This window comes from Alkalibacterium sp. MB6 (genome assembly GCF_009935905.1).
GTDB lineage: Bacteria > Bacillota > Bacilli > Lactobacillales > Carnobacteriaceae_A > Alkalibacterium.
Map to the genome: position 1 here is coordinate 19080 of NZ_PREX01000016.1, position 25004 is coordinate 44083.

Annotated in this window: 18 protein-coding genes; 11 read left to right on the forward strand and 7 right to left on the reverse strand. The window is 39.8% G+C overall.

All coding sequences use genetic code 11. The annotated features are described in order from the left end of the window. The first annotated feature begins 7 nt into the window (after window positions 1-7). From C3945_RS07395 to hslU, 6 genes are all read left to right on the forward strand, one after another. Complete coding sequence (locus tag C3945_RS07395; protein ID WP_161879092.1) at window positions 8-745, forward strand: ribonuclease HII; 738 nt, start codon at window positions 8-10, stop codon at window positions 743-745. 82 nt (window positions 746-827) lie between these two features. Further along, the gene (dprA, locus tag C3945_RS07400) at window positions 828-1697 is read left to right on the forward strand and encodes a DNA-processing protein DprA (RefSeq protein WP_161879060.1); all 870 of its coding nucleotides are present in this window, start codon (window positions 828-830) and stop codon (window positions 1695-1697) included. Between the two features lie 143 nt (window positions 1698-1840). Then, window positions 1841-3910 (forward strand): type I DNA topoisomerase, encoded by a 2070-nt coding sequence (gene topA, locus C3945_RS07405; RefSeq protein ID WP_161879061.1) that lies wholly within the window; start codon window positions 1841-1843, stop codon window positions 3908-3910. Between the two features lie 157 nt (window positions 3911-4067). After that, window positions 4068-4964, forward strand: coding sequence for a tyrosine recombinase XerC (xerC, locus tag C3945_RS07410; protein WP_161879062.1), 897 nt, complete (start codon window positions 4068-4070; stop codon window positions 4962-4964). Window positions 4965-5002: 38 nt separating this feature from the next. Further along, the gene (hslV, locus tag C3945_RS07415) at window positions 5003-5527 is read left to right on the forward strand and encodes an HslVU peptidase proteolytic subunit (protein ID WP_161879063.1); all 525 of its coding nucleotides are present in this window, start codon (window positions 5003-5005) and stop codon (window positions 5525-5527) included. Between the two features lie 12 nt (window positions 5528-5539). Beyond that, window positions 5540-6958, forward strand: coding sequence for an ATP-dependent protease ATPase subunit HslU (gene hslU, locus C3945_RS07420; RefSeq protein WP_161879064.1), 1419 nt, complete (start codon window positions 5540-5542; stop codon window positions 6956-6958). A 60-nt stretch (window positions 6959-7018) separates the two neighbouring features. Here the strand turns inward: hslU and plsY are convergent, their stop codons facing one another. Further along, complete coding sequence (gene plsY / locus C3945_RS07425; RefSeq protein ID WP_442862167.1) at window positions 7019-7603, reverse strand: glycerol-3-phosphate 1-O-acyltransferase PlsY; 585 nt, start codon at window positions 7601-7603, stop codon at window positions 7019-7021. Window positions 7604-7870: 267 nt separating this feature from the next. Between plsY and parE the strand changes: the two genes are divergently transcribed. Together parE and parC are read left to right on the forward strand one after the other, a co-directional pair. Then, window positions 7871-9847 (forward strand): DNA topoisomerase IV subunit B, encoded by a 1977-nt coding sequence (parE, locus tag C3945_RS07430; RefSeq protein WP_161879066.1) that lies wholly within the window; start codon window positions 7871-7873, stop codon window positions 9845-9847. A gap of 19 nt (window positions 9848-9866) precedes the next feature. Further along, on the forward strand, window positions 9867-12329 hold the full coding sequence (parC, locus tag C3945_RS07435; protein ID WP_161879067.1) for a DNA topoisomerase IV subunit A: 2463 nt from the start codon (window positions 9867-9869) through the stop codon (window positions 12327-12329). A 62-nt stretch (window positions 12330-12391) separates the two neighbouring features. Here parC and adhE read toward each other — a convergent pair whose 3' ends face one another. Next, window positions 12392-14989, reverse strand: coding sequence for a bifunctional acetaldehyde-CoA/alcohol dehydrogenase (adhE, locus tag C3945_RS07440; protein WP_161879068.1), 2598 nt, complete (start codon window positions 14987-14989; stop codon window positions 12392-12394). A gap of 634 nt (window positions 14990-15623) precedes the next feature. On the opposite strand from adhE, the gene pflB reads away from it, so the two are divergent. From pflB to C3945_RS07455, 3 genes are all read left to right on the forward strand, one after another. Continuing rightward, a complete protein-coding gene (pflB, locus tag C3945_RS07445) occupies window positions 15624-17885 on the forward strand; it encodes a formate C-acetyltransferase (RefSeq protein ID WP_161879069.1) in 2262 nt (753 codons plus the stop codon). A gap of 83 nt (window positions 17886-17968) precedes the next feature. Then, window positions 17969-18718: a pyruvate formate-lyase-activating protein gene (gene pflA, locus C3945_RS07450; RefSeq protein WP_161879070.1), complete on the forward strand. Its 750-nt coding sequence runs from the start codon at window positions 17969-17971 to the stop codon at window positions 18716-18718. A gap of 117 nt (window positions 18719-18835) precedes the next feature. Further along, window positions 18836-19765 carry a manganese-dependent inorganic pyrophosphatase gene (locus C3945_RS07455; protein ID WP_161879071.1) on the forward strand — a complete coding sequence of 310 codons (930 nt, stop codon included), beginning with the start codon at window positions 18836-18838 and terminating at the stop codon, window positions 19763-19765. Between the two features lie 148 nt (window positions 19766-19913). On the opposite strand, the gene C3945_RS07460 is transcribed toward C3945_RS07455, so the two are convergent. From C3945_RS07460 to dapA, 5 genes are all read right to left on the reverse strand, one after another. After that, a complete protein-coding gene (locus C3945_RS07460; RefSeq protein ID WP_161879072.1) occupies window positions 19914-20882 on the reverse strand; it encodes a hypothetical protein in 969 nt (322 codons plus the stop codon). Window positions 20883-21081: 199 nt separating this feature from the next. Next, window positions 21082-22134, reverse strand: a complete 1053-nt coding sequence (locus C3945_RS07465; RefSeq protein ID WP_161879073.1) for an alanine racemase — start codon at window positions 22132-22134, stop codon at window positions 21082-21084. After that, complete coding sequence (locus C3945_RS07470; RefSeq protein WP_161879074.1) at window positions 22131-23291, reverse strand: M20 metallopeptidase family protein; 1161 nt, start codon at window positions 23289-23291, stop codon at window positions 22131-22133. The genes C3945_RS07465 and C3945_RS07470 overlap by 4 nt, the downstream gene beginning before the upstream one ends. A gap of 87 nt (window positions 23292-23378) precedes the next feature. Next, complete coding sequence (dapB, locus tag C3945_RS07475) at window positions 23379-24113, reverse strand: 4-hydroxy-tetrahydrodipicolinate reductase (protein WP_161879075.1); 735 nt, start codon at window positions 24111-24113, stop codon at window positions 23379-23381. Between the two features lies 1 nt (window position 24114). Continuing rightward, window positions 24115-24996 carry a 4-hydroxy-tetrahydrodipicolinate synthase gene (gene dapA, locus C3945_RS07480; RefSeq protein WP_161879076.1) on the reverse strand — a complete coding sequence of 294 codons (882 nt, stop codon included), beginning with the start codon at window positions 24994-24996 and terminating at the stop codon, window positions 24115-24117. Window positions 24997-25004: the final 8 nt, after the last annotated feature.

Below are 25004 nucleotides of genomic sequence, written 5' to 3' on the forward strand. Positions count from 1 at the left end.
GTTATTAATGAGTGACACGGTATTGACCGATGAAGCAGTCGCAGAATTAAGGTTGGACCCCCGGAAAGGCGTCCAGCAGGCCATTAAAACGTGGGACACACGCCAACAGAAGCAGAAAGAATTAGAAAACCAATTTTTTACTATGCAACACTATGAACGAGAAGCCCGTCAAAAAGGCTATCAACACATTGCTGGAGTAGACGAAGTCGGCAGAGGTCCGCTTGCTGGACCGGTTGTTTCTGCAGCCGTCATCTTACCAAAAGAGTGTGATTTAGTTGGCATAAACGATTCCAAACAGTTGAGCAAAACCGAAAGAGAAAAGTGGGCAAAACGCATTTGTGAACAAGCTGTGTCCATTCATTATTCAATCATTTCAGCACAAGATATTGACCGATTAAACATTTATCAAGCAACCAGATTATCTATGAAAGAGGCCGTTTTTGGCTTGTCTCACCAACCTGATTTTTTACTGGTAGATGCCATGTCAATTGATGCACCAATCCCTCAATTGAGTATCATAAAAGGCGATGCTAAAAGCATTTCTATTGCTGCAGCCTCCATAGTTGCCAAAGTAAAACGAGATCAATTGATGAGTGATTATGCGCAACTTTATCCAGAATTTGGTTTTGAGCATAATGCTGGTTATGGTACAAAAGAGCACTTAGAGGGTCTGAAAACTGTCGGTGCAACGCCTATCCATCGGGTGTCATTTAAGCCAGTCAGTGACTACTTAAGAAAATCTTAATAAATAAAAATAATGAGTTTCTATCTTTTTTGGGTAATAAAATAGATAGAAACTTATTTTTATTTATTAAGGAGAATGCATGATGTATCTATTAACAAAAGAAGACATTATATTATTAACTAGTCACTACTCACAGTTGACTCGACAGGAAAAATGGTCTATGCTTGTTTTTCTTTATCCTGACATGAAAGATAAAGCGCCTAAACGAGCACTTCAGGCTAATGTCGCTTCAGAGAAACGAGCATCTTTTTTGCGTTACCTCAAAAATACTCCTATAATGCAACTTAAAGATCAGTACAAGAGGGCATCTATTGACTACGTGTGTTTAGGATCAGCTGATTATCCATATATGCTTGAACATAGTTACGATCCACCCTTTATATTATTTATAAAAGGGAACGCTTCTCTTTTAAAGAGAATAAGTTTAGGAGTCGTTGGTGCTCGGGAATGTTCGGCTTACGGAATCCATGCGTTGAAAAAGCTGTTGCCACCTTTAGTGGATTCATCGTTGGTGATTACAAGTGGCTTAGCGAAAGGCATAGACCGGGCGGCACACGAATTGACTATAAATGGAGGCGGCGAAACAATAGCTGTCATCGGCACAGGTTTAGATGTATGCTATCCTAGAGAGAACCGAGATCTTCAATCATTGATTAGTCAATCGCATTTACTCATATCAGAATACCCACTCAAAACGGCTCCTAAGAAGCACCATTTCCCCATGAGAAACCGAATTATTGCAGGTTTGTCAAAAGGGGTATTGGTCGTGGAAAGCCGTGAAAGAAGTGGCAGCCTCATTACTGCTCGCATGGCTCTTGAAGAAGGACGAGATGTTTTTTCTATACCAGGTTCCATCTTGTCTGATTTGTCAGGTGGGTGTAATGAATTGCTCAAATTAGGCGCAATTCCAGTGACTTCTGGAGAAGATATATTAATGAATTGGACAGAATAAAGTCATTATTTTTCCGAAAAGCGAAAAACAAAGTTGACAAGTCCATTCATTATGGCATATTATGATAAGCGATTCTTAAGTGAGATACAACGTATATAAAAAAGATTAAACTGTTAGATACAAAAAAGGGAGGAGCCTGCAATTTGGCTTTTAAATATTTAGTAATCGTGGAATCACCCGCTAAGGCAAAAACCATTGAAAAGTACCTTGGAAGAAATTATAAAGTGGTAGCCAGCCTGGGTCATATCCGTGATTTGCCGAAAAGTAGAATGGGTATCGACTTTGAAAATAACTATGAACCCGATTATATTACTATAAGAGGTAAGGGTCCAGTCATTAAAGAGTTGAAAAAGCACGCGAAAAAAGCTGAAAAAATCTTTCTCGCAGCTGACCCGGATAGAGAAGGAGAAGCCATCGCATGGCATCTCAGCTTTCTTCTGGACTTAGATAATAAAGAGAAAAACCGTGTTGTCTTTAATGAGATTACCAAAGAGGCCGTCAAAGAAGCATTAAAAAATCCAAGACACTTAAATGAAGATTTAATCGATTCCCAACAAGCTAGACGCATATTGGACCGCATTGTTGGTTATCAAATCAGTCCATTATTATGGAAAAAAGTGAAACGTGGACTAAGTGCAGGACGAGTTCAATCGGTTGCATTAAAGATGATTTGCGATAGAGAAAATGAGATTAGAACGTTCAAGCCGGAAGAATACTGGTCAATTGAAGCGAATTTCATGAAAAACCGCAAAAAATTTCAAGCTAACTTTTATGGCCTGAACGGTAAAAAGCATGCTCTACCTAACAATGACTCTGTTCAAGATGTCTTGAATCAATTAGATAAAAGCCAGGACTGGGATGTCACAAGTGTCATTAAGAAGGAAAGAAAACGAAACCCTTTACCGTCCTTTACCACATCGAGCCTTCAGCAAGAAGCCGCTGGTAAATTAAACTTCCGAACAAGAAAGACCATGATGGTTGCTCAGCAGCTATACGAAGGAATCAACATTGGTCGAGGTGGAGCAGTTGGTTTAATTACCTACATGCGTACGGATTCGACTCGTCTGTCAGAAACAGCGAAAGAACAGGCCAATGAGTTAATCTTATCTGAATTTGGCAAAGAGTATGCCGCGACGACGCAACTCAAGCAAAGTAAGCAAAAATCGGCTCAGGATGCCCACGAGGCCATTCGTCCGACTAGTGCGATGCGTAAACCAGCTGATATTGAAAAATACTTGTCTAAAGATCAGATGAAGTTGTACAGCTTGATTTGGTCAAGGTTTATTGCCAGTCAGATGAAACCGGCTGTTTATGACACGATGCGTGTTGATATTGAACAAAACGGTGTGACGTTCCGCGCAAATGGATCCAAGATCAAGTTTAAAGGGTATCAAATGGTTTACCAAGACAGCAAGACTGAAAAAGATAACATGCTTCCAGATTTGGAAGAAGGGGACCGTATCCAACTGGATTCTATGGAGCCCAACCAACACTTTACTCAGCCACCAGCTCGTTACAGTGAAGCAACCTTGATTAAGACTTTAGAAGAAAATGGAGTGGGTCGTCCGTCAACTTATGCACCGACTCTTGAAACCATTCAGCGCCGTTATTATGTGGCATTGAAAAACAAGCGCTTTGAGCCAACTGAATTAGGCGAAATCGTTAATGAAATCATTGCGGAGTTCTTCCCTGATATCGTCGATGTAAACTTCACAGCTGAACTTGAAAAAGATTTGGATTCGGTTGAAGAAGGTAAGCGTGAGTGGGTTGATATTATCGATCAATTCTATAAGCCCTTTAAAAAAGAAGTAGACAAAGCGGTTGAAGAAGTAGAAGAAGTTGAAATTGAAGATGAACCAGCTGGCTTTGACTGTGAAAAATGTGGCAGTCCAATGGTCATTAAAATGGGTCGGTATGGTAAGTTCCATGCGTGTTCGAACTTCCCGGACTGCCGTAACACGAAACCAATTGTGAAGAAAATCGGTGTGACGTGTCCGACATGTAAAAAAGGTGAAGTCGTCGAGAGAAAATCTAAGAAGAGTCGAATCTTTTATGGTTGCGAACGCTACCCTGATTGTGAATTCACTTCTTGGGACAAACCAATTGGCAGAGACTGTCCAAAATGCGAGCATTATCTTGTTGAGAAAGCGACGAAGAGTCAACGCCAAGTTAAATGTTCGAATTGTGATTATGAAGAAGCTGTTCAGAAATAAGAGTGCATTAATTAAATAGAACTGAAAAAGGCCCTTGCCATCATTTGAGACAATGATAGCAGGAGGCCTTTTAATCAGTCTTTCCTTCTCTTTCATTAAAAGGTCATGAATAGGTGACAGAAATATGATAAAATGAAGGGAGTGAGGTGAGACAGCTATGTCCAACAAATGGATTGATTTATTTTCTTCCTATTTACTAAATGAACGCCACTACTCTGAACACACGAATGAAGCCTATATTAACGATTTGCTTGCCTTTCACTCCTTTTTAAAAGACACAGGTGAAGAGGATATATTAAACGTCAATTTGTCAGATGCTCGCATTTATTTGAGTTTTTTAACGGATAAAAACTATTCACGTACATCCATCTCAAGAAAAATTTCCAGTATGAGAGCTTTTTATCAGTTTCTATTAAATAATGAACTAGTGAAAGACAACCCGTTCTCTTATTTGCAAGTCAAAAAGAGAGGGTCACGCTTACCTACTTTTTTCTATGAAGAAGAAATGGAGGCTTTATTTAAGGCAGCTGAAGGAGAATCTCCTCTTGAACTACGAAACCAAGCCTTGCTTGAATTGTTATATGGGACGGGTATTCGAGTCAGTGAGTGCCAAGGGATTAAAATGGATGATATTGATTTTCCTATGGGCATGCTATTCGTTAAAGGAAAGGGCAACAAAGAACGCTACATTCCTTTTGGTCATTATGCAAGTGAAGCTTTAAAGGTGTATATTGAACAAGGTAGACATCAGCTGATGGAGACTTATAGTAAAGATCACCCTTACGTTTTTGTCAATCATCATGGGGATCAAATTACACAAAACGGTATCCAATATGTCTTAACAGAATTGATTAAAAAGAGCACATTAACCAGTAGCATCTCCCCGCATATGTTAAGACACACCTTTGCGACTCATTTACTGAATAACGGAGCAGATATAAGAACAGTCCAAGAGTTATTAGGACACAAGAGTCTAGCATCCACGCAAATTTATACCCACGTCACGACGGAACATCTTCAAAAAGACTATAATGCGTTTCATCCGAGAGCGTAGAGTCTCTTAAATCTAGAGAATAACTGGAGGAATACGATATGACAACGATACTAGCTATACAACACAATGGTAAAAGTGCGATGTCCGGTGACGGTCAAGTCACCATGGGCGAGCAGGTAGTGATGAAAAGCACAGCAAAAAAAGTCAGAAAGATTTTTAACGGTGAAGTGCTTGTTGGTTTTGCTGGTAGTGTAGCAGATGCCTTTACTCTTGAAGAAAAATTTGAAGGCTATTTAAACCAATACAACGGTCATTTAATGAGAGCTGCTGTCGAGTTGGCTCAAGAATGGCGCACAGATAAAATGATGAAAAATTTAGAAGCGTTACTGATTGTTATGAATAAGGAACAAATGCTATTGATTTCAGGAAACGGTGAAGTCATTCAACCAGATGACGGTATTTTAGGCATTGGTTCTGGTGGTAATTTTGCCTTATCTGCCGCTCGTGCGTTAAAACTGCACGGTGAGTCGTTAACTGCAGAAGATATTTCACATGCTAGTCTAAAAATAGCAGCTGATATCTGTGTTTATACGAATGACACAATCATTACAGAAACACTATAAGGAGACATGTATATGAGAACGAGAAATGACTTAACGCCTAGAGAAATTGTTAGTCGCTTAGACCAATATATTGTTGGACAAGGTGATGCAAAAAAAGCTGTCGCTGTTGCTTTACGTAATCGTTACCGTCGATTGAAACTAGACGAAGACATGCAACGAGACATTACGCCTAAAAACATCTTAATGATTGGAGCAACAGGTATTGGTAAGACAGAAATTGCCCGCCGGTTGGCATACATTGTCGATGCACCCTTTATTAAAGTCGAAGCCACTAAATTCACTGAAGTGGGTTACATTGGACGAGACGTTGAATCCATGGTCCGTGATTTAACAGAAGCTTCTATCGCTTTAGTGCGTGAGGAATACAGAAGCAACGTGAGAAGTCGAGCAGAAAAACGTGCCATTGAGCGTGTAGCAAAAGCTCTAGCACCAGGAATCAAGAAAGAGAAAAGCCAAGATAATAACCCGTTTGCTAGTATGTTTAAAGGAATGGGCATGGATCCGTCTCAATTCCCACAAGGTCCTGAAGAGGAAGAAGAAGAAACGGTTACCTCTGATATTTCATCTAAACGCGATGAATTAAAAGAGCAAATTCAAAAAGGAATACTGGATAACCGTGAACTGGAAATAAAAGTAGCAGAGAAGAAGAAAACCAATACAATGAATGCCCCTCTTGAACAAATGGGTATTGATTTATCAGAAACCCTTGGTCAATTAACTCCAACGAAGAAAGTGAAGAGAAAAGTAACAGTTAAAGAAGCTGTAGACATCTTTACTGAAGAAGAAGCAGACAAATTAATTAATGAAGAAGATATTAACGCAGATGCAGTTCGTTTAACAGAAAATTCTGGTATTATCTTTATTGACGAAATTGATAAAATCACTTCCAAAGGCCAGCAAAACAGTGGTCAAGTGTCACGTGAAGGGGTACAAAGAGATATCTTGCCTATCGTTGAAGGCTCAGCAGTTAGAACGAAATATGGGACAGTCAATACCGATCATATTTTATTTATTGGATCAGGTGCTTTCCATATGTCTAAACCAAGCGATTTAATTCCAGAGTTGCAAGGTCGTTTTCCAATTCGTGTCGAGTTAAATGATTTAACAAAAGATGATTTTGTTAAAATACTGACTGAACCAGAAAATGCTTTAATTAAGCAGTACCGAGCATTACTTGAAACCGAAAATATATCTGTTATCTTTACAATGGATGCCATTGAAAAAGTTGCAGAAATTGCCTTTGATGTCAATGAATCAACTGACAACATTGGTGCAAGACGACTCCATACTATATTAGAAAGACTTCTGGAAGATTTACTCTTTGAAGCACCTGATATGACAATGGGTGAAGTGAAAATCACTCAAAAGTATGTAGAAGACAAAATCGGTCATATTGTTGAAGACAAAGACCTCAGCCGTTATATTCTATAATGTAATCAAAAAAACAGACCTTTTATTAGCTTGATTCAAGCTGATCGAAGGTCTGTTTTCTTATTTGCTTTTTTTGTGATGGCGTCCCCAAGGCACTTTGTTTTCGTTACCTTCTTTAATACGGACAATATTAGACCGATGCCTGACAATGACAATAATCATAGCCAACCATACAACCGTTGTGAAAACCCAGTCACCGACAAAGATTGAGGCTAAAGCGGCCACTATGAGGGTCACGATGCTAGCTAAACTCACCATACTGGAAAAATACAGGACAGAAACCCATATAATCAAGAAAAAGAGTAGCAATAAGGGTTGCACGGCTAAAACAACACCTGCACTTGTCGCCACAGCTTTACCACCTTTGAAGCCAAGGAATAGAGAAAAGACGTGACCGAGAATGGCGAATACCCCTACGAACATGGGGTGAATGTCTAAACCTAACCAAATAGGGATAAGAGTAGCTAACGTCCCTTTAGCTATATCAAGAATTAACACCACGATGCCAGCTTTGACTCCCAATACACGAAACGTATTAGTCGTCCCTGTGTTTCCGCTGCCTAAGGTTCTAATATCTGTTTTAAAAAATAATTGACCGATCCATAAGCCGGGTTGTAAAGAACCCAGTAAATAAGCAATAACCATGACTGCTATTTCCCACAAAATAGTTCCTCCTTAAACTGTTCCTTTTACCTTGAATAATTTTACCATTTTTTTGACTAAATGCACACCTGTTTGAAAGGATTACTCACATTCTTAAAAAGGGAACATAAGTTTTTTACACAAATTGTGATATATATGGTAATATTAATAATGCTTGTACTGAAACGAAACAAGAGCTAAAGGAACGACTAACTTTGTTTCTTAGCGTGTAATTATAGTTATAGACCGTTTAAAGGAGAGTTTATTTTAATGGCAATGAAACAATACGATGATCATTCTATTCAAGTTTTAGAAGGATTGGATGCTGTTCGGAAACGACCGGGCATGTATATCGGTTCCACAGACTCAAGAGGTCTTCACCATATGGTTTACGAAATAGTCGACAATGCTGTCGATGAAATGCTGGCAGGATTCGGATCTAAAATAGATGTCGTCATTCACAAAGACAACAGTATTTCTATTAAAGATGACGGCAGAGGGATGCCTACTGGTATGCATTCATCGGGTGTTCCAACGATACAAGTTATTTTCACCGTACTTCACGCGGGAGGAAAGTTTGGCCAGAGTGGTGGATACAAAACATCTGGAGGCTTACACGGAGTAGGTGCATCAGTTGTAAATGCGTTATCCGAATGGCTAACTGTTAAAGTCTACCGGGATGGTGTAGAGTATACACAATTATTTGTAAATGGTGGCAAGCCTAAAGGAAAAGTCACTCAGAAAAAAGCACCTAAAAGTAAAAATGGAACGCTAGTGCATTTTAAACCTGATTCCACCATGTTCCAACAGACGGAGTTTTCGTTCAGCTTGTTAAGCGAACGATTAAGAGAATCTGCTTTTTTACTCAAAGGAATTGAAATTAATATTACCGATGAACGAAAAGATAAACAGGAAACATTCTTTTATGAAGAAGGAATCAAGGAGTTTGTCAGTTATTTAAACGAAGAAAAAGATACATTGTCACCTGTTGCATATTTTGAAGGTGAACATAATGGGATAGAAGTCGAGTGTGCATTCCAGTACAATGATGGTTATTCCGAAAACGTCCTGAGTTTTGTAAATAACGTGCGTACCAGAGATGGTGGAACTCATGAAGTGGGAACGAAAACAGCTTTAACCAAAACCTTTAATGAATACGCCAGACGAGTTGGACTATTAAAGGATAAAGAAAAGAATTTAGAAGGGACAGATGTCAGAGAAGGTATGTCGATGATTCTGTCCATTAGAATTCCTGAGAATGTGCTTCAATTTGAAGGGCAAACGAAGAGTAAATTAGGTACGCCAGAAGCACGAACCGCATGTGATGTGGTCATTTCTGAACAGTTCAATTTCTTCTTAGCCGAAAATGGAGACATGAGCCAGCAAATCGTTCGTAAAGCGATTAAAGCAAGGGAAGCAAGAGAAGCTGCACGTAAAGCAAAAGAAGATTCTAGAAATGGGAAGAAACGTAAGCGTCAAGAAACCCTTCTTTCAGGTAAACTGACGCCTGCACAAAGTAAAAACGCTAAGAAAAATGAATTGTACTTGGTAGAGGGAGACTCTGCTGGAGGATCCGCTAAACAAGGACGTGACCGTAAATTCCAAGCCATTTTACCATTAAGAGGTAAAGTCATTAATACGGAAAAAGCCAATATCCAAGATATATTAAAAAACGAAGAAATCAGCACCATGATATACACCATAGGAGCTGGAGTTGGGCCAGAATTCGATTTAAAAGACTGTAATTACGATAAAATTGTGATTATGACCGATGCGGATACGGATGGCGCTCACATTCAAGTGCTTTTGCTGACATTCTTCTATCGCTACATGAAACCACTTATTGAAGCAGGTAAAGTATACCTAGCACTTCCACCCTTGTATAAAGTGTCTAAAGGAAGAGGAAAGAGCGAAGTGATTGAATATGCTTGGACGGATGACGAATTAGAAGGCGTCATTGAATCGATAGGCAAAGGGTACATGATTCAGCGGTATAAAGGACTAGGTGAGATGAACGCCGATCAGTTGTGGGACACAACGATGAACCCAGAAAGCCGTACACTTATCCGAGTAACGATTGATGACGTGGCACAGGCAGAACGACGTGTCTCAGTCTTAATGGGCAATAAAGTCGACCCACGACGAAAATGGATTGAAGAGAATGTGGAATTCTCACTTGAAGAAGAAGGCAGCATACTTGAGAATAATGAGGTGCTAGACGAGCAAGAAAATCCAATCCAATTGTAAGAAAGGTAGATCATATTAGATGGTTAATAAGCGAGAAGAAATACAAGAAATGACTCTAGAAGAGGTCATGGGTGATCGTTTTGGACGGTATTCAAAATATATCATCCAAGAAAGGGCTCTTCCGGATATAAGAGACGGATTAAAGCCCGTTCAACGTCGTATTTTATATGCTATGTTTTCTGAAGGGAACACTCATGATAAAGGGTTCCGCAAATCGGCTAAGACAGTCGGTAACGTCATAGGTAACTTCCACCCTCATGGAGATACAAGTGTATATGATGCAATGGTTCGAATGAGTCAAGATTGGAAAATGAAAACACCGTTAATTGATATGCACGGAAACAACGGGAGCATGGATGGCGACCCGCCAGCAGCTATGCGTTACACGGAAGCGCGGTTATCAAAAATCGCAAATGAATTACTTCAAGATATCGATAAAGAGACAGTTGAGTTTGTTTTAAATTTTGATGATACAACTAATGAGCCAACTGTTTTACCTGCTCGTTTCCCTAACTTGATAGTTAATGGAGCCACGGGAATATCGGCAGGTTATGCAACGGACATACCGCCTCACAATTTAGAAGAAGTGATTGACGCATGCATCTATTTAGTTTCGCATCCCAATGCTTCGGTAGATAAGCTTATGGAATTTGTAAAAGGACCAGATTTTCCAACAGGTGGTATCATACAAGGGCTTAAAGGGCTGAAACAAGCATACAAAACGGGGCGCGGAAAAATTGTAGTCCGTTCAAAAACCGACATCGAATCTATCCGAGGTGGAAAAAAACAAATCGTTATCACCGAAGTGCCGTATGAAGTAAATAAGGCAACGATGGTTCGTAAAATAGATGAAATACGCTTAAATAAACGCATCGACGGGATTGCAGATGTGCGAGATGAATCAGACCGTACGGGTTTGCGTATTGTTATTGAACTAAAAAAAGATACACCCGCCAATGGTATTTTGACTTATCTTCTTAAAAATACTGATATGCAAGTATCTTATAACTTAAATATGATCGCGATTAATGAGAGACGGCCCCAAGAACTTGGCCTAGCTCAGATGTTAAATGCGTATCTCGCGCATAAGAGAACAGTTATTTTGAAGAGAACGCAATACCTTCACGATAAGGACTCAAAGCGGGCTCACATTGTTGAAGGGTTAATTAAAGCTGTTTCCATTTTAGATCAAGTAATTAAAGTGATTAGACAAAGCAATAACAAATCGCATGCTAAAGATAATATCGTAGAAGCCTTTGATTTCACACAGGCTCAAGCAGAAGCAATCGTGAGTTTGCAATTATATCGTTTAACCAATACAGATATTACTCAGTTACAAAAAGAAGCTAAAGAGTTATCTGATCGGATTGCTGAATACAATAAGATTTTAACTGACGAAAAAACGTTGGCGAATCTTATTAAAAAAGAGTTACGTGATGTTAAAAAAGCTCATGCTAAACCAAGACAAACGGTTATTGAAGATGAAATCGAAGAATTAAAAGTAGAAAAAGAAGTTTTAATCACAGAGGAAGAAGTTGTTGTTTCAGTAACGAAAGAAGGTTATTTGAAACGCACTAGCTTAAGATCTTACGGGGCATCGAATCCTGATGAAATTGGATTAAGAGAAGGCGATTATACTGTTTATTCAGAGAAATTGACGACGCTGGATCAACTTGTCTTGTTTACTTCTAAGGGAAATGTTATTAATCGACCAGTACATGAACTCCCCGATGTGAAATGGAAAGATGTGGGGGAACATATCTCTCAAACCATTTCATTGGCACAGGAAGAGAAAGTCGTAGCAGTATACGGATTGAAAGATTTTTCTGACAGTCACCGGTTTGTTTTTATAACGAAAAATGGCTTCATCAAGCAGACACTTGTGTCCGAATATGCACCTAAGCGAACATACCGATCAAGGTCTACAACAGCTATTAAATTGAAGTCAGACACGGATGCCTTGTTAAGTGTCTATCATGTTGAAGATGACTCGACTATGGATGTCTTTTTAGCAACTGAAATGGGCTTCGGCTTACGTTACCCACTCTCCGAAGTCTCACTAGTTGGATCGATTGCTAGTGGAGTGAAGTCAATCAACCTCAAGAAAGAGGATAGAGTCATGGGCGGGGTCATCTTTGACTCATCTAAAGGCAGTAAACCCGTTGTATTGGTTACTCAACGAGGTTCTGTCAAGAAAATGAACGTCACTGACTTTGACGTGATTTCACGTGCGAAGAGGGGACTCCTCATTTTACGAGAGTTGAAGAATAAACCTCATCGAATTGCATTGGTGATTGATGTGCTTAAGGAAACGGATGAATGGACCATCGTTACAGACAAAGCTGAAAGTACGGTTATTACACCTAAAGCTTATGCCTACAGTGACCGCTATAGTAATGGCTCATTTATATTTGATGAACAAACTGACGGTACACCAGTCGATGCATATCTTAAAGATACACTACAGATAGATAATGAATAGACTTTATAGCATGACAAAAAGAAGCAGCCTCTTTTAGAGTGGCTGCTTCTTTTGTTATGGTATTACCCTTTAAATGTGGCTCTGTATACGTCAGCTAATTCTGTGATCAAAGGTAATTTAGGGTTAGCCGTTGTACATTGGTCTTCAAAAGCTCTTTCAGCCATGGCATCCACCACCGCTTCGAATTCTTTTTCAGATACACCATTTTCTTTAATGCTCATAGGAATAGTTAACTCTTTAGCTAAGTTTTGAATAGCATTAATTAAACTTTCTACGCCTTCTTCAGTTGTACTAGCCGGAAGGTTTAAGGCTTTAGCAATTTCGGCGTAACGAACATCAGCAATAAAGTGTTCATATTTAGGGAAAGCCACAAATTTTGTTGGCTTCTTAGCGTTGTAACGAATCACATGAGGCATCAAAATCGCATTAGCACGTCCGTGAGCGATATGGAATTGTGCACCTAGTTTATGAGCTAAACTATGATTAATACCTAAGAAAGCATTCGCAAAGGCCATACCAGCTATAGTAGAAGCGTTGTGCATTTTTTCTCTTGCCAATTCATCACTGCCATCTCGGTATGCTTTTGGCAAGTATTCAAACACCAATTGGATGGCTTTGATTGCCAAGCCGTCAGTGTAGTCATTAGCCATATTAGAGACATACGCTTCAATCGCATGAGTCAGCACATCCATCCCTGTGTCTGCTGTAACCACTTGGGGCACACTCATCACGAATTGTGGATCGATGATTGCTACGTCAGGAGTTAATTCATAATCAGCTAATGGGTATTTAATATTAGTTTCAGTATCTGTAATAACGGCAAATGAGGTCACTTCAGAACCTGTACCAGATGTTGTTGGAATGGCTACAAATTGAGCTTTCCCACCTAAAGTAGGGTATTTATACACGCGCTTTCTAATGTCCATGAATTTCTGTTTAATGCCGTTAAAATCTGTATCGGGGTGTTCGTAGAATAACCACATGCCTTTAGCAGCATCCATTGGTGAACCTCCACCAAGAGCGATGATGACATCAGGTTGAAACGCAGCCATAGCTTCTGCACCTTTTAAAACCGTTTCTTTTGAAGGGTCAGGTTCAACATCTGAGAAGATCTCGCAGTGAACATAGTCTGTGCGGTTTCTTAAATGATACAAGACACGGTCTACATAACCCAGTTCTACCATCATCGGGTCAGTGACAATAAAGGCTTTTTTAATATCTGGCATTTTAGCTAAATACTGAACTGAGTTACGTTCGAAATAAACTTTTGGTGGGATTTTAAACCACTGCATATTGTTTGTTCTTGATGCCCGTTTCTTCACGTTAATGAGATGCATCGTACTGACGTTTGAAGACACTGAGTTTCCTCCATATGATCCACAACCTAACGTAAGGGAAGGGATGTAAGCATTATAGATATCACCAATAGCTCCTTGAGAAGAAGGGGCATTTACAATGAGACGACCTGCTTTCATTCGTCTATCGAACTCACTGATCACTGCATCGTTATGAGAATGAATAACCGCAGAATGACCTAAACCACCATATGCCAACATCTCGGCGGCACGTTGGATACCTTCTTTTGAAGAACTGACTTTATAAGCGGCAAGGACAGGGCTCAGTTTTTCTCTAGATAGTGGATACTCTGGACCAACTCCAGTATATTCGGCTAATAGGATTTTTGTTTGTTCAGGAACCTTTACACCAGCCATTTGAGCAATGTGGTAAGCAGATTTTCCAACGATATCCGGATTTAATTGATTGGTTTCAGAAACCATTAACTGTTCGACTTTCAAGCGTTCATCTTTTGTTAAGAAATGACAGTCAGCTTCAATCATTTCTTTTTTCACTGTCTCGTAGATCTCTTTATCGATAATCACAGCTTGCTCGGATGCACAAATCATGCCGTTATCGAAGGTTTTAGACAGAATTAAGTCATTCACTGCCCGTTTTAAGTTTGCAGTTTTTTCAATATAACAAGGCACATTTCCGGCTCCAACTCCAAGTGCTGGTTTACCAGAGCTATAGGCAGATTTCACCATACCTTGTCCGCCAGTTGCTAAAATAGTTGCGACTCCATTATGTTTCATTAAGGTTTGAGTTGCTTCAACAGAAGGCTTTTCTATCCATTGGATGCAATGTTTTGGTGCACCAGCTTTAACAGCTGCTTCATAAACCGTTCTGGCAGCAGCAGAACTGGACTTCTGAGCAGAAGGGTGGAAGGCAAAGATAATCGGGTTACCCGTTTTGATAGAGATAATTGATTTAAAGATAGTCGTAGATGTTGGGTTAGTTACCGGTGTGACGCCTGCGATGACGCCAACTGGTTCAGCAATCTCAACGGTTCCTTCATGAACGTTTTCGTTTATCACACCAATTGTTTTATCATTCTTTATACTATGGTAGACATACTCAGAGGCAAATAGGTTTTTAATGATTTTGTCTTCATATATGCCTCGGCCTGTTTCTTCGACTGCCAATTTTGCTAAAGGCATGTGTTGATCGAGTGCAGCAAGAGCCATTTGTTGCACAATATGATCGATTTGAACTTGATCCAATGTGTACATCTCATCCAGTGAACGCTTCGCATTCAACACTAATGCATCAATGGCATCTTGTACTGTTTCTTCCTTTTGCTTTTTATCTAAAACTTTAACCATAATGATCTCCTCCATAAATTAGTGAAGTAGTGAGCAAGTAGTTTTAAAAAAATATAAGTTCGACAAGGTTTAACAAACTTATAAAAAGTAAGGTTTAATCCTAACAGGTCATACTTCTTTTTTTTTTAATTCTTTACACCCACATCATAGCATAGTGAATTCGCTTACAAAAAGTTAGGTTTGTGTCTATATTGTGACAGTTATCACAACAAAATAGTTTCTCATTCTCAATAGATTGGTTAATATAGGGGAGGGCCAACTTCAAAAACTTTACAACAGAAAGTATGTAACATTTCGTTCAAAGTTTCGTGTGTGAAGTTTAAACTGATATAGTACAGGGGAATAAGCAATGTGTAGCTGCGCCTTACACTCTTAAAGGACACTAATTAACTATCTTAGAGTAAAGAACGCAAATAATGTACAATAACTTCTTTTTAATAAATGAGTTCTGTGATGATTCAGTGGAAAATGAATAATCAGCTTGTGAAAAAGCTATGTACTATAACACATTATCAACTATATTGACTAGAAAAAGGTTGATTCAAAAACAAAAGTTCAACACTTCACTTGTTATAATGTAAGGGTCGTGATATATTGAACATGAAAAAATATTGAATATAAAGGAGACATTCATATGGAAAAGCAACGTACGGAAGAATTCACAATAAATACGCTATGGGATGGGTTCAAAGGCAAACAATGGAAAGATGCAATCGACGTCAGAAACTTTATTCAAGCAAATTATAACCCATACGATGGTGATGAGTCATTTTTAGCCGGACCGACTAAAGAGACTGAAGAATTATGGGCTCAGGTTATGGATTTAAATAAATTAGAACGGGATGCTGGCGGTGTTTTAGATATGGACACTGAAATCGTATCCACGATTACGTCTCACGGACCTGCCTATCTTAAAGAAGATAAAGAAAAAGTGGTTGGCTTCCAAACAGATAAACCATTTAAACGATCATTCCAACCATATGGCGGTATTCGTATGAGTGAAGTGGCAGCTGAATCTTACGGCTATGAAATTGATCCACACATGTCACATGTGTTTAGAGAATATAGAAAAACACATAACCAAGGAGTATTTGATGCGTATACTCCAGAGATGCGAGCAGCACGTAAGAGTGGTGTCATCACTGGCTTACCAGATGCTTATGGTCGTGGTCGTATTATTGGTGACTACAGAAGAGTAGCCCTTTACGGCGTGGACCGTTTAATTAAAGAAAAATTGGCAGACAAAGCTCAGTCGGATACAGCGATGATGACTGAAGAGACTATGAGAAAAAGAGAAGAGTTAAGCGAACAACTAAAAGCCTTAAATGAATTGAAAGAACTTGGAAACATTTATGGATTTGAACTCTCTCGTCCAGCCTTAACGGCTCAAGAAGCGTTCCAATGGTTATACTTGGGTTACTTGGCTGCAATTAAGCAACAAAACGGTGCAGCGATGTCTCTAGGACGTGTGTCCACTTTCTTGGATATTTATATAGAAAGAGATATTAAAAACGGAGTGATGACCGAAGTCGAAGCGCAAGAATTAGTTGATCATTTCGTTATGAAATTACGCCTAGTAAAATTCGCTCGTACGCCAGAATACAATGAACTATTTTCAGGGGATCCGACATGGGTAACGGAAGCTATTGCAGGAGTTGGAATGGATGGCCGTCACTTGGTCACTAAAAGCAGTTACCGTTTCTTGCATACGCTAACTAATTTAGGACCAGCTCCTGAACCTAACTTGACCGTATTGTGGTCAACTAAATTGCCACAGTCATTTAAAAACTACTGTGCTAAAGTCTCTATTGAAAGTAGTGCGGTACAGTACGAAAATGATGACATCATGCGTGAAGAGTGGGGAGACGACTACGGTATTGCTTGCTGCGTATCTGCTATGCCAATCGGTAAACAAATGCAGTTCTTTGGGGCACGTGCGAACTTAGCTAAAGCGTTGCTGTATGCTATAAATGGTGGTGTCGATGAACTATCTAAAGCGCAAGTTGGTCCGGCTTTCCGTCCGATTACGTCAGACATTCTTGATTATGATGAGGTGCTTGAGAAATACCATGCCGTTATGGACTGGTTAGCAGGGATGTACATCAATACATTAAATATCATTCACTACATGCACGATAAATACAGCTATGAAAGTTTGGAAATGGCTTTACACGATTCAGAAATCGTTCGCACGATGGCTACAGGTATTGCTGGCTTTTCAGTTACTGTAGACTCCTTATCAGCGATTAAACATGCAACAGTTAGAGTGATTAGAGACGAGACCGGCTTAGTTGTCGATTATGAGATCGAAGGCGATTATCCTAAATACGGTAACAATGATGACCGTGCTGATGACATTGCCATCGACTTACTAAAAACATTTATGGGCAAAGTGAGAAAACACCCAACTTACCGCAATGCTGTTCATACCACATCGATTCTAACGATTACATCTAACGTGGTTTACGGTAAGAAAACGGGTAATACGCCTGACGGAAGACGCAAGGGTGTGGCCTTTGCACCGGGTGCTAACCCGCTTCACGGAAGAGACACTCATGGTGCTCTAGCGAGTTTGAACTCAGTCGCTAAACTGCCTTACTCCGAATCATTGGATGGCATCTCAAACACCTTCTCTATTGTTCCTAAAGCACTAGGAAAAGAAGACGAGGTCCAAAGACGGAACTTGGCAACTATGCTAGATGGTTACGTGAAAAAAGGTGGGCACCACTTGAACGTTAACGCCTTAAACCGTGATACGTTACTTGATGCAATGGAACATCCTGAAGAGTACCCGCAATTAACGATTCGCGTATCAGGCTATGCCGTTAACTTTATAAAACTAACTAAAGAACAACAAATGGATGTCATTAGCAGAACATTCCACGACAGTATGTAAGTATGTAAGGTTGAAAATAGAGGCTGATTGAGGAATAGATAAGCGCCTCAATCACCTCATTCATTAAAACAGGGGGAACAAACATGACAACAACAATGGGATATGTACATTCAACAGAAAGTTTTGGGTCTGTCGACGGGCCAGGAATTCGTTTTGTCGTCTTTATGCAAGGGTGTCGTATGCGTTGTGAGTTTTGTCATAACCCCGATACGTGGAATATGGGTGGAGGAACACCTTATACACCGCAGGAACTATTGAATAAAGCCATTGATTATATTGATTATTGGGGTGAAGAAGGAGGGATTACAGTAAGTGGGGGCGAGCCGCTTTTACAAATCGATTTTTTAATTGAATTCTTTAAATTAGCAAAAGCTGAAGGGATTCATTTATCACTTGATACATGTGGACAGCCATTTACTTACGATGAGCCATTCTTCAGCCGCTTTAGAGAGTTAATGGACTATACCGATCTTGTCTTAATGGATATCAAACACATTGATAATGAGATGCATAAAAAATACACGATGCATCCAAACACAAGCATTTTGGATATGGCTAAGTATTTGTCAGAAGTAGACATTCCGATGTGGTTAAGACACGTATTGGTCCCAGAACGGTCAGATTATGATGAGTACTTAGAGCGCTTAAGCGACTTTATTGAGCAATTGGATAGTGTCATAAAAGTTGAAGTGCTACCTTATCATAAATTAGGCGTGTATAAATACAAGGAAATGGGTATTCCTTATAAATTAGAAGACATCGATCCACCTACAGCTGAACGTGTGGAAAATGCAAATCGTCTATTAAAGACTCATAAATACCAAACAACTTAAAGCATTATAGAAAAAACCACGAGAGAGTTGTTTTCGTGGTTTTTTCATTTGATTGAACTTTAGGCTAATTTCCTATATTCTATTATTAAAGACATTTTAATTTAAAGGAGAATTCATGTGAGCAAAACATTAATATTTGGCCACCAAAACCCCGATACTGACGCCATCGCCTCAGCCATTACTTATTCTTACTTACAAGGTAAGTTAGGAAACTCAACTGAAGCTGTCGCTTTTGGAGAACCGACTGAAGAAACTCAGTTTGCCCTTGATCAGTTTAAAGTGGACGCCCCTCGAGTGGTTCAAACCGTTTCCAACGAAACAGATACCGTTATGTTGGTCGACCATAATGAGCCCCAACAAAGTGCCCCTGATATTGAAAAAGTACAGGTTTTGGCAGTCGTTGATCACCACCGCATTGCTAATTTCCATACAACTGATCCACTATACTACCGTGCCGAACCAGTTGGCTGTACCAATACAATCATTTTAAAAATGTATAAAGAACATAACGTTGAGGTGCCTAAACATATTGCCGGATTAATGTTATCTGCCATTATCTCTGATACCTTGCTACTCAAATCACCTACGTGTACAGATGAGGATAAAAAAGCAGCCGAAGAGTTAGCTGAGATTGCTGGAGTAAACATTGAATCATATGGTAAGGATTTACTTAAAGCGGGAACTCACACGAAAAACAAATCAGCGGATCAAATTCTTAATGACGATGCTAAAAATTTCCCAATGGGAGACTATACCGTCCGTATTGGCCAAGTAAACGTTGTAGACACTGAAGAAGTCTTGCTTCGAAAAGAAGAGTTGCTCAAAGAAATGAAACGTCAAACCGAGCTGCATGGTTACGATTTATTCATGTTAGTCACGACCGACGTCTTAAATAGTAACTCAGTGGGTATTGTTTACGGCGACTACACTCACAAAGTGACAGATGCCTTTGACATGGATATCGTTGAAGACACTATTTTACTTGAAGGCGTCGTCTCTCGTAAAAAACAAGTTGTCCCTCAATTAACGAAGCAATTTGAAAAATAAACATTAAAAACGGGGATGGGAAAAAAGTCACCTTTTAGTAATAATTTATAAATCTGAGTAATTAAAAACACCGTCAAATCAAGGATCATTTTTCCTAGATTTGACGGTGTCTTCTAATTCAGCTAGTTATTTCCCAGCCCCGATTTTTTTATCTAGATTTGGACAAGGAAAGTTTTGTAAGAACAAGCCGATTGATTGTTTGGTAATGCTGAAGCATGCTTATTCCTGATACGGTGGTTAAAAAGGCCGTTGCACCTAGTTTGCCTCCCGCACCATCAAACAAGGTAAAAATAGCTATATAAAGTACACTAGTGAGTAAACTAAGAAAGAGCATCTCAGAATACCTTCTGACTTTAAGGGGCGATACCATCCCTGTAAAGCTCGCACAAAATGCTGCTACGACAATGACATGATTAGGAGTTGGGTGGACTAGACCTAACAATAAACCGACTAGTGCTGAAGCTGATACAGCATCCATTTCAAAAGACCGTTGCAAAGCATAAGTAAAGAGACCTGCCCCAACAATGAACAGAACAACAAGAGGATAAAGAGCAGGGTCAAGAGCATCGATCGTTCTTAATGGTGTCTGGAATAAATAAGAAGCAGTTAGTGTGCCGCAAAAGGCTAAAAAGCCTAGTTTTCCTCCATAACCTATAAAGAAAGGTCTCGATAATATGAACAGCGTACCGGAGACTAGACAAGCGATGAATAAGGATGACGGGTGATTAAATATAAGGTTGCATGACATACCAATAAATGAGCCGCAGTAAATAGCCGTTGCATAGCGTTTAAAAAACCAAGCGCCCATTAACCCAACGGTACTGGATGCAAGAACAGAACCGAGACCTAAAGAATGATTCAAAAAGAACGTGATATAGGCACCAGCAGTTAAAGCAAGAAGGGTTAGAAAATCAGATTTTATATCGATTGCTGTTACCCTTTTTACACTCGATTTATACGTTTTCCATTCGTATCTTAACTGGATGGCAAAAAAACAAACCGTTAGAATGAGTATGCTCCCATAAGCATTCACACTTGTTAACTGCCCGCTAATAAGTGAAAAAAACATGTAAAAAGCGACGAGAGACATAAATAGAAAACTAGTTAAGGTGATCACTTTAGAACCTCCACATCCTAAAACCTAATGTTTTTATCTAAAATACAGGTAAAGTATAACATATAAGAGATTTGTTTTGTACTGTATTTCACAAAGAAACCCCTAAAGAAAGATAAACAGTGAACAAAGAGTCAAAAAACAGACTAGACTATGCAAACAGTGTCCTGTGCATCATCCAGTCTGTTTCTTCTATTCTATTTTAGTCTATAACTTGATAGGAAAAAGTGTCTCTGTTAAAGGCAGCCATTTGTTCTGAAAACGCCCCTATGCCTTGACGAGTGAACGATTCAAAGCTGAGTGAATCATCATATAGTATGACATGATCACCTATTGAGACGGTTTCGTCTACTTCAACAAGTAAATGGCTCATCATCAATACGCGAATAGGATAGAGGTTACCGTTAATAGCAACTGGGAAATGTGCGCGTTCTTTGAGCAAGCCGTTGCCATATCCGATTGAACAGATAGCTAGACATGTATCTTTAGTCGCTTTAAAGGCAGCGGAATAGCCCGCAGAATCTCCGGCTTTAACCCTTGTCACTTCCACAACTGATGCGTCAACCCTCACTGCTTGACGAGAGTGGATATGCGCATGTGGTTGATCAATTGGTCTCGTCCCATATAGCAGCGCTCCAACTCGTATATGAGTATGCCCAGGCATGAGACCGTCTCGATAAAAAGAGGCGCTGTTTTGTGCATGGATATAAGGAAGAGAAGGGAGGTAATCTTTCAGCTCTTGTAGCACATGTTTCCATGCATTCACCTCATGCGTGTACCGATCAGAGTCTCCATCATAAGCAAAAGCAAAATGTGTCCACAAGCCGTTAATGGTAAGAGAAGACTCTTCCAAAACTGCTTTCATTTCAGAAGAACCGTTAAAGCCCAGACGATTTAACTTATTCTTGAACACCAGTTGTAGAGTAAGTCCTTTTAAATCTTCTTTATGCTTATGATAAAAAGACAAGGATGGAATAGTTAACGTGATGCTGTATTTTTTTAACGTCTCAAAGTCAGTTGACGGATCCAACAGCAAAATCATAATCTCTTGATTAAAGGACCGCAACCTTACTGCTTCTTTTAGACTAGTCGTAGCAAAAGAGCGAATACCACCAGCGTAAAACGACTCGAAGGCATCTTTTAATCCATGGTTATAGGCATCGTTTTTAACGACGGCAATAACTGGAGCGATGGAGGATAAGTCCACTGCTTGATCAGTTAATCGCTTTTTACTTAACATGAACTGGGCAGTCACGATATGGCTCCGGTGGTTTTAGCCACTGACTGGAAGTAATGAATGCCGTCTAATAAGACTGACTCATCAAAATTAAACTTCGACGTATGAAGACCATGAACATAGCCTTTTTCTTCATTTCTGGCGCCTAAAAAAGCAAAGTTCGTCTTGGCTACCCTTGAATAAAAGGAGAAGTCTTCTCCGAATAAATAAGGCTCGTCTAGCAATTGAACACTTAAGCCGGCTGATTCAGCGCTCGCTTCAACTGTTGGGATCAGATCAGGATGATTATCAACTGCAGGGTAACCTTTATATAAAATAAGTTCAGAAGCCGTCCCGTATAAAGGGTCCACACTGTCAACAATCGTCTGCATCTTTTGAGTAATGACGGCTAGATCATCCGGGTCATAGGTCCGAACGGTTCCGCTTAAGAGTCCATTGGATGCAACGGTATTTGGAGCTTCTCCAGCAGATAAATTACCAATATGAATAATATTTTGATGCAAGCCGTTTAAGAAATAATGCTGCAGCTGAGATAATTGAGACGCAATAGTAGTCACTGCTCCTAAAGCATTGTGACCTTTTTCTTTTTGAGCCACATGAGCAGACAAGCCTTTAACCTCAATGCGGTATTCATTGGCACTGGCCATTAAAAAACCTGAACGAGTGGCTAGTGTTTTCTCAGGTGTATCAGGACCCAAGTGAATACCGTACAGTTCTTTTACGTTGTATTCATGAAAAGGGAAGGCGTTGATCAATGCATCAGCGCCGGCGTTCGTCTCTTCTGATGGTTGGAAGAGTAAGAGTATATTCTTTTCCAATTTACCTTGGTCCATTTCGCCTTTGACCCACTTAGCAAATGTTAACAAGATAGAGGTATGCCCATCGTGTCCGCATGCGTGCATCGCTCCAGAGTGAGTAGAGGTGAAATCGACGTCTGTTTCCTCAACTATAGGTAAAGCGTCGATATCAGCGCGGAAACCAATCGTTTCAGCATTTTCGTCTGACCCTTTAAAATAGACCACGGTCGCTGTATCAAGTGGTGCAAAATAAGGAATACCTAAGGCGTCAAGTTGGTCACGTATATAAGCAGTCGTTTTAAATTCGTTGAAAGACAGTTCTGGAATTTGATGTAAATAGCGTCTGTGAGTGGTTGCCGTTTCAAGTAAAGTAGTCATTGTTTCCTCCTATTAGTGAATGAATGAGAAAACGAACAAACACCTTAGTCCAACGTTCTCTCATAATAGACTGTTTGTTCGTTCGTATTATTGATTCAAATTGTGATAGGTATAAAAGCCCTTATCTTTAGATACTAATTTCTCAGCTACGCTTAACGCGCCGTTAGCAAAAATATCTTTCGACTGAGCTGTGTGTTTAATAGAGATCACTTCATCGATGCCAGCAAACAAGACTTCATGTTCTCCGACAATGGTGCCCCCTCTAATAGCTGAAATACCAATGTCTTTTGTCGACCGCTTTTCACTGACCTGACTGCGGTCGTACACTTCATTGGCGTTTGGACGTGCACTTTCTTTAATGGCATCGAGTAACTTAATCAATGTCCCACTTGGCGCATCAATTTTTTGATTATGGTGTTTTTCGATCATTTCAATATCATAATCGTCCATCATTGGTGCAACCCACTTCAGTAATTCAGTGACGATATGCACACCATAACTCATATTGGCACTAAAGAAAACAGGAGCAGATGATGCTTTTTCATCGATTAACTCTAATAAGGTTTCTTTTTCACCTGTTGTAGCTATAACCATAGGGAAATCATGACTCGACTTCAGCATCTCCTTAGTCAAGTTGGGATGAGAAAAATCTATGGCACAGTCAGCTTCAGGGAGTTGTTCTTCAAATGAAGCGTAAACAGGATAAGGGCTGTCTGGTGTATCGATGGGTGACACGACTCCAACGATAGAATGACCACGGTCCTCAGCAAGACTAGCCACTCGTTTATTCATGGCGCCATAACCGACCAATAATAGCTTCATCTTAGTCTTCCTTTCTTGTGTGATCAAATAGATCAGTTAATATACTCACTTCTTGGTCTTCTAAAGGAAGAAGAGGGAGTCTTAGACTGTAATCGCCAAAGCCTATGTGACTAGTTAAAGCTTTAATAGGAATTGGGTTAACGTCTACCCCTAAAGCGTCAACGAGTGGGAAGAGAGCTTGGTGAATCTCCAGTGCTTTTTTAGGATCAGTTAAAGCTGTTTCATATAACTGTTGGTACTCTCTTGGCAAGACGTTTGCTAAGACAGAGATAATACCGTGACCGCCTTGTGCAAAGAAAGGCAAGGCTAGTTCATCATTTCCACTATAAAATGAAAACTCCTCATCTACAACGGCTTGAAGACGGCTTAAATGAACCAAGTCACCTGTCGCATCTTTCAAACCGACGATATGTTTGTGTTTTGCTGCGGCTTCTAATGTTTCAACAGCGATAGACATGCCTGTACGGGCAGGGACATCGTATAAAATAATAGGAATGGTTACTGAATCAGCAATGGCTGTAAAGTGTGCCAGCAGACCTTTTTGACTCGTCTTATTGTAATAAGGGGTAATGATTAATAACGCATCCACACCCAATGCTTCAGCTTCTTTAGATAACTGGATGGATTGGGCTGTGTTATTTGTCCCTGTTCCTGCAATAACGGCGATGTCGCCATTAGCTACTTCAACAGCCAATTTTAAACACTCAGCCTTTTCTTCAGCAGATAAGGTTGACCCTTCACCTGTTGTTCCATTTACCACGAAGGCTTGACTGCCTTCGTCTTTTAAAAAGGTGAGGTGGCGTTTAAATGCCTCGAAATCGACTGCGTTGTTTTTGAAGGGGGTTGTTACGGCCGCAGATGCCCCTGTAAATAATCGTGTCATTAAACTCG

Coding starts and splice junctions, on each gene's coding strand:
- C3945_RS07395 (WP_161879092.1), top strand. CDS start 8: ATGAGTGACACGGTATTGACCGATGAAGCAGTCGCAGAATTAAGGTTG.
- dapA (WP_161879076.1), bottom strand. CDS start 24,996: ATGACACGATTATTTACAGGGGCATCTGCGGCCGTAACAACCCCCTTC.
- pflB (WP_161879069.1), top strand. CDS start 15,624: ATGGAAAAGCAACGTACGGAAGAATTCACAATAAATACGCTATGGGAT.
- hslU (WP_161879064.1), top strand. CDS start 5,540: ATGAGAACGAGAAATGACTTAACGCCTAGAGAAATTGTTAGTCGCTTA.
- xerC (WP_161879062.1), top strand. CDS start 4,068: ATGTCCAACAAATGGATTGATTTATTTTCTTCCTATTTACTAAATGAA.
- dprA (WP_161879060.1), top strand. CDS start 828: ATGTATCTATTAACAAAAGAAGACATTATATTATTAACTAGTCACTAC.
- plsY (WP_442862167.1), bottom strand. CDS start 7,603: ATGGTTATTGCTTATTTACTGGGTTCTTTACAACCCGGCTTATGGATC.
- hslV (WP_161879063.1), top strand. CDS start 5,003: ATGACAACGATACTAGCTATACAACACAATGGTAAAAGTGCGATGTCC.
- parC (WP_161879067.1), top strand. CDS start 9,867: ATGGTTAATAAGCGAGAAGAAATACAAGAAATGACTCTAGAAGAGGTC.
- adhE (WP_161879068.1), bottom strand. CDS start 14,989: ATGGTTAAAGTTTTAGATAAAAAGCAAAAGGAAGAAACAGTACAAGAT.
- dapB (WP_161879075.1), bottom strand. CDS start 24,113: ATGAAGCTATTATTGGTCGGTTATGGCGCCATGAATAAACGAGTGGCT.
- C3945_RS07470 (WP_161879074.1), bottom strand. CDS start 23,291: ATGACTACTTTACTTGAAACGGCAACCACTCACAGACGCTATTTACAT.
- parE (WP_161879066.1), top strand. CDS start 7,871: ATGGCAATGAAACAATACGATGATCATTCTATTCAAGTTTTAGAAGGA.
- pflA (WP_161879070.1), top strand. CDS start 17,969: ATGACAACAACAATGGGATATGTACATTCAACAGAAAGTTTTGGGTCT.